The sequence below is a fragment of the Tepidibacter mesophilus genome (genome assembly GCF_002724055.1).
In the GTDB taxonomy this organism is placed as follows: Bacteria; Bacillota; Clostridia; order Peptostreptococcales; family Peptostreptococcaceae; genus Tepidibacter_A; species Tepidibacter_A mesophilus.
Genome location: NZ_BDQY01000032.1, coordinates 22,751 through 29,111 on the forward strand (window position 1 = coordinate 22,751; position 6,361 = coordinate 29,111).

Below are 6,361 nucleotides of genomic sequence, written 5' to 3' on the forward strand. Positions count from 1 at the left end.
GGTGATAAAATGGATGCTATTTTATATTTAGAAGATGGAAGTATATATGAAGGAAAGGCTTTTGGAAAAATAGGTACTACTGTTGGAGAACTTGTTTTTAATACTTCTATGACTGGGTATCAGGAGATACTAACTGATCCTTCTTATGCAGGTCAAATAATAAATATGACATATCCTTTAATAGGTAATTATGGAGTTAATAATATTGAGAACGAATCATTAAAAATACATGCAAAAGGATTTATTGTAAAAAATATTTCGAACAATCCTTCAAATTATATGAGTGAAAAAAGTATTGATGAGATGCTTAAAATTATGGATATAGTAGGTATTTATGGAGTTGATACAAGAAGTATAACTAAAAAGATAAGAAACTCTGGAGTTTTAAAGTGCGTAATATCTAGTGAAAACTTATCAATTTATGAGATAAAAGAAATTTTAAATAATACTGAAATTAAAGATGATTGGATGAAAAAGGTAAGTACTAAAGAAATTATTAATATAAAAGGAGAAGGTTATAAGGTTGCTGTAGTTGATTTTGGAGTAAAACAAAATATAATAAATAACTTAAAGCAAAGAGGCTGTGATGTAACTATATTTCCATATAATGCATCTTTTGAAAATATAATGAGTATAAATCCAGATGGAGTACTTTTAAGTAATGGACCTGGAGATCCTAAAGAGGTTAAAGAAGCAATAGAAACTGCTAAAGAATTGATAAAAAATATACCTACACTAGGAATATGCTTAGGGCATCAAATAATAGCACTAGCAGTTGGTGGCAATACTTATAAAATGAAGTATGGACATAGAGGAGGAAATCATGGTGTATATGATATAGAAAAAGATAAATCATATATAACATCTCAAAACCACGGATATGCAGTAGACAAAAATAGTATAGAAGATAAAGATATGATAGTAACTCATATAAATTTAAATGATAATACTATAGAAGGAATGAAACATAAAAATCTTTCAGTATTCTCAGTTCAGTACCATCCAGAAGGTTCTCCTGGACCACAGGATTCTGCATATATATTTGATCAATTTATATCGGTATTAGGAGGGGATAAATAATGGGATTAGATAAAAGTATAAAAAAAGTAATTATCATAGGTTCGGGACCTATAGTTATAGGTCAAGCAGCAGAATTTGACTATTCAGGGACTCAGGCTTGTAAGGCAATAAAGGAAGAAGGAATAAAAACAGTTCTTGTTAACTCTAATCCTGCAACTATAATGACTGATATGGATATAGCTGATAAGGTATATATAGAGCCTCTTAATATAGAAAGCTTAGAAAATATAATTCAAAAAGAAAAGCCAGATGGAATATTAGCAGGATTTGGAGGTCAAACTGCTCTTAATCTTGCAATGCAGTTACAGGAAAAAGGAATACTTGATAAATATAATGTAAGATTTTTAGGAACAGATAGTGATACTATAAAAAAAGCAGAAGATAGAGAAGAATTTAAAAAGCTAATGATAGATATAAATCAGCCAGTTCCTATGAGTATAATAGCTAATAATATTAAAGAATGTGAAGAATTTGTTAAAAAATACGGATTTCCTGTAATAATAAGACCAGCATACACACTTGGTGGAACTGGTGGTGGTATTGCTAATGATTATGAAGAACTAATTAATACTTGTCAAAATGGATTGAAAAGTAGTCCAATAAATCAAATACTATTAGAACAAAGTGTAGCTGGGTGGAAGGAAATAGAGTATGAAGTAATAAGAGATAAAAAAGATAACTGTATTATTATATGTAATATGGAAAATATAGACCCAGTAGGTGTTCATACAGGAGATAGCATAGTTATAGCCCCATCTCAAACACTAAGAGATAAAGAATATCAAATGTTAAGAACAGCTTCTATAGATATAATAAGAAGTTTAAAAATAGAGGGTGGATGCAATGTGCAGTTTGCATTAGATCCAGAAAGCTCTAAATATATAGTAATAGAGGTAAATCCTAGAGTAAGTAGATCAAGTGCTTTAGCATCAAAAGCCGCAGGTTATCCAATAGCAAAAATAGCAGCTAAAATTGCAATAGGATACAGTCTTGATGAACTTAAAAATTACGCAACAAAAAATTCTAGTGCATTCTTTGAACCAAGTCTTGATTATGTAGTAGTTAAAATACCTAAATTGCCATTTGATAAATTTAATAAAGCTGATAAAAAACTTGGAACTCAAATGAAAGCAACTGGAGAAGTTATGGCGATAAGTAGAAGTTTTGAGAATACTTTATTAAAAGCAGTAAGCTGTCTTGAAGAAAAGTTTACAGGACTTAGAATACCTCACATTATTACTATGAATAAAGATCAGGTGATTGAAAAGATAAAAATGAGTGATGATGAGAGAATATTTGCTATAGCTCAAGCATTAAGACTAGGAATAGATATAGAATCTATTTTTGAATTAACCAAAATAGATAAGTTTTTCTTATATGGAATTAATAATATAGTTGAAATAGAAAATAAACTAAAACAAGAAACTATAGATGAAAATATAATTTATGATGCTCAGGCCATGGGATTTACAGATGAGGAAATCTGTGGAATATCAGGAATTGATTTTGAAACTTTAAAGAAAATCAGAAAAGATAACAGTATATATCCAGTATATAAAATGGTAGATACCTGTAGTGGTGAATTTGAATCAACTACTCCATACTATTATTCTTGTTATGATAAAGAAGATGAAAATGAAGTATCTAATAATAAAAAGATAATAGTGCTAGGTTCAGGACCGATAAGAATAGGCCAGGGTATAGAATTTGATTACTGCTGCGTTCATGGAGTTTGGTCAATAAAAGAAAAAGGATATGAATCTATAATTATAAATAATAATCCTGAAACTGTAAGTACTGATTTTGATACATCAGATAAACTATATTTTGAACCTTTATATATAGATGATGTAATGAATGTTATAAACAAAGAAAAGCCAGATGGAGTTATAGTTCAATTTGGAGGACAGACATCTATAAACTTAACTAAACAATTATCTGAAAAAGGGGTGAATATACTTGGAACCTCATTTGAATCTATAGATTTAGCAGAAGATAGAGGAAAGTTAAGTAATATATTAAAAAATCTAAGTATTCCAACTCCTAAAGGATATGCAGTAACTAACTTAGGCGATGCTTTTAATACAGCAAATAAATTAAAATATCCTGTAATAGTTAGACCTTCATATGTTATAGGGGGACGTGCTATGCAGGTGGTTTATGATGATAAAACACTTGAAAATTATATGAATGAAGCTGTAAGTTTAAGTAAGGAGCATACAGTATTAATAGATAAATATGTAAAGGGAACTGAGATAGAAGTAGATGCAATATCTGATGGAGAAGATATATTAATACCTGGGATAATGGAGCATATTGAAAAAACAGGAGTACACTCGGGTGATAGTATAACTGTATATCCTACTGTGACTTTAGGTAAAGAGACTATAGACAAGCTAGTTACTTACACTAAAAAAATAGTTAAAGAACTTAAAATAGTGGGACTTGTTAATATTCAGTATGTATATGATGGAAAAGAAGTATATGTTATAGAAGTAAATCCAAGAGCTTCAAGAACAGTACCAATACTAAGTAAGGTAACACAAATTCCTATGGTTAAATTAGCAGTTGAATCTATGCTTGGAAGTAAGCTAAAAGAACTAGGATATGGAACTGGACTTTTAGAAAATAAACAATTATATGCAGTAAAAATACCTGTTTTTTCTAGTGAAAAGTTAGCAAATGTTGATGTATATTTAAGTCCAGAAATGAAATCAACAGGAGAGGTATTAGGGGTAGATAAAAATTTAGATAAAGCTGTATATAAAGGGTTTAGAGCAGTAAATATAGATATTCCAACTAACGGAGGAATATATGTATCATTAAGTGATATTAATAAAAAAGAAGCACTTGAAATTATAAAAAAATATGATAAGCTTGGATTTAAATTATATGCTTCAAAGGGAACTAGTGAGTTTTTAAATAATAATGAAATTTCATGTGAACAAGTAGATGTAGATAAATTAAATAACCTTATATTAAAAGGAGAGATAAATATAGTTATAAATACTCCTACAATTGGGAATAGTCTTGAAAGTGAAGGTTTTAAGCTTAGAAGAAAAGCAACAGAAAGAAGAATACCAATATTTACATCTGTAGATACAGCTAATTTATTTATAAAAGCTATCAATATAAAGAAAAATGATGAAGCAATTGAGTATGTTTCTTTAGATAATTATTTTGTTTAGTTAGGAAGAGTGCTACAAACGACGATATTTATGTAAATATTGTCGTTTTTTATATTAATTAATATTATAAGTAGATAAGAAGAAAGAAGGTTGATATAATGTTTTTAGAATATTTATACGAGGAGTTAAGAAATGAAATATTATTTAGCACCAATGGAAGGAATTACGGGATATATATATAGAAATTCTTATGAAAAGATTTTTGATAATATTGATAAATATTTTACACCTTTTATTGCTACCAATGAAAGTAAAAGTCTTAAAACTAAAGAATTAAGAGATGTTTTGCCTGAAAATAACGAAGGTATGAATATAGTACCTCAAATAATTACTAATGATTCAAAAGGATTTATTAATCTATGTGCCAAATTACAACAATTAGGTTATAACGAAGTTAATTTAAATTTAGGATGTCCTGTTGGAACAGTTGTTTCAAAAAATAGGGGTTCGGGATTTCTGGCAAAAAGAGAAGAACTTAATATATTTTTAGATGAAATATTTAAAATGGATGATATGAAAATTTCTATAAAAACTAGAATAGGAAAGAATAGTCCAGAGGAATTCTACGAGTTAATAAAAATTTATAATAAATATCCTATAGAAGAATTAATTATTCACCCTAGAACACAAAAAGATTTTTATGGAAATAAACCTAATTTAGAAGTATTTAAAGATGCATTATCTTTAAGCACCAATCCAGTGTGTTATAATGGTGATATTTTCACTGTTGATGATCATAATAAATTGATAAAAGCTTTTCCAAAAGTAAAAACAGTAATGCTTGGAAGAGGTATACTAGCCAATCCAGGATTAATTAATGAGATAAAAAATAATATTTTTATAGATAAAGAAGTATTAAAAGATTTTCATGATGAAATTTTAAATAAATATATAGAATTATTTAATGAAGATAGAAATGCAATATTTAAAATGAAAGAATTATGGGGATATATGATTTATATATTTTCAAATAATAAAAAATATGCTGAAAAAATAAAGAAGTCACAAAAGTTAATTGATTATAAAAAAGCCGTTGCAAGCTTATTTATGGAGCAGGAAATCATAGAAGGGGCAGGGTCGTTTAATAATTAACATTAAATTTAGTTACATAAATTTACAGTTGCTTCTCGTATGGTAAGGTGATATCATATGATTTATCGACAGAAAAACTAAATAATGAGTAAGTCAGATAGTCGCGGATGCCTTTATAGGTAGACGAGGAAAGTCCGAGCTCCATAGAGCAGGGTGCTGGGTAATACCCAGTGGAGGTGACTCTAAGGATAGTGCAACAGAAATAAACCGCCACAATTATTTGTGGTAAGGATGGAAAGGTGAGGTAAGAGCTCACCAGCAGCTAGGTGACTAACTGGCTATGTAAACCCCACCTGGAGCAAGACCAAGTAGGAACATAAATAGAGGGCTGCTCGCTCTCGTTCTGTTGGTAGGTCGCTTGAGCCTACTGGCAACAGTAGGCCTAGATAGATGGCTATTTAATACAGAACTCGGCTTATAGATTTACTCATTATATTTTAAATATTAAAATAATAACCTCGGGGGCGTAATGGTCTCGACGGGGGTTTGGAACTTAAAGTAGCGAGTCGTGTTTTACTGATTCACGTAAAAATCAGTACCTAAATATAAACGCAAACGATAATTACGCACTAGCAGCTTAATTAATGCTGCTCGTTCTACTAAGATTACCCGCAATCTTAAGTAGAGCGCCATTTAAGCGGGGAACTATCTTTAGGATGTCTTGACTGAAGATGGAATAATTAAGACTAGTCTTTTTAAAGCTTGCTGTTAGGCGTTAAAAAAGATGATATAAAAATTAGCAGCTACACTCGTAGAAGCTTTAGGGAAAAAACTTTCGGACAGGGGTTCAACTCCCCTCGTCTCCACCAGTTAAATCCACGACAATCTATTATAGGTTGGACGTGGATTTTTTAATGGTTAATATAATTTAGCACTATAATAGTGCAGTTTTATTTGAAATTTTTTACAGTTATATAACCAAAGGGATTCCTATGCAATTTTCAGAGTATCAAAAATTTTATTGATAGGTTCACCTTTTATTGCTGCATTGTAAATACTAA

General features: G+C 29.6%; 3 protein-coding genes and 2 other RNA genes. All 5 read left to right on the top strand.

The window, feature by feature from the left end; all coding sequences use genetic code 11:
• Positions 1 to 9: 9 nt before the first annotated feature.
• The 5 genes from carA to ssrA all read left to right on the top strand — a co-directional run bounded on the left by carA (position 10) and on the right by ssrA (position 6,169).
• Complete coding sequence (gene carA / locus Tmeso_RS14665; RefSeq protein ID WP_099192502.1) at positions 10 to 1,080, top strand: glutamine-hydrolyzing carbamoyl-phosphate synthase small subunit; 1,071 nt, start codon at positions 10 to 12, stop codon at positions 1,078 to 1,080.
• A complete protein-coding gene (gene carB, locus Tmeso_RS14670; protein ID WP_099192503.1) occupies positions 1,080 to 4,268 on the top strand; it encodes a carbamoyl-phosphate synthase (glutamine-hydrolyzing) large subunit in 3,189 nt (1,062 codons plus the stop codon). The genes carA and carB overlap by 1 nt, the downstream gene beginning before the upstream one ends.
• 132 nt (positions 4,269 to 4,400) lie before the next feature.
• Positions 4,401 to 5,360 carry a tRNA dihydrouridine synthase gene (locus tag Tmeso_RS14675; protein WP_099192515.1) on the top strand — a complete coding sequence of 320 codons (960 nt, stop codon included), beginning with the start codon at positions 4,401 to 4,403 and terminating at the stop codon, positions 5,358 to 5,360.
• Positions 5,361 to 5,445: 85 nt separating this feature from the next.
• Positions 5,446 to 5,794, top strand: an RNA gene (gene rnpB, locus Tmeso_RS14680) — RNase P RNA component class A.
• Positions 5,795 to 5,820: 26 nt separating this feature from the next.
• Positions 5,821 to 6,169, top strand: a transfer-messenger RNA (tmRNA) gene (gene ssrA / locus Tmeso_RS14685).
• Positions 6,170 to 6,361: the final 192 nt, after the last annotated feature.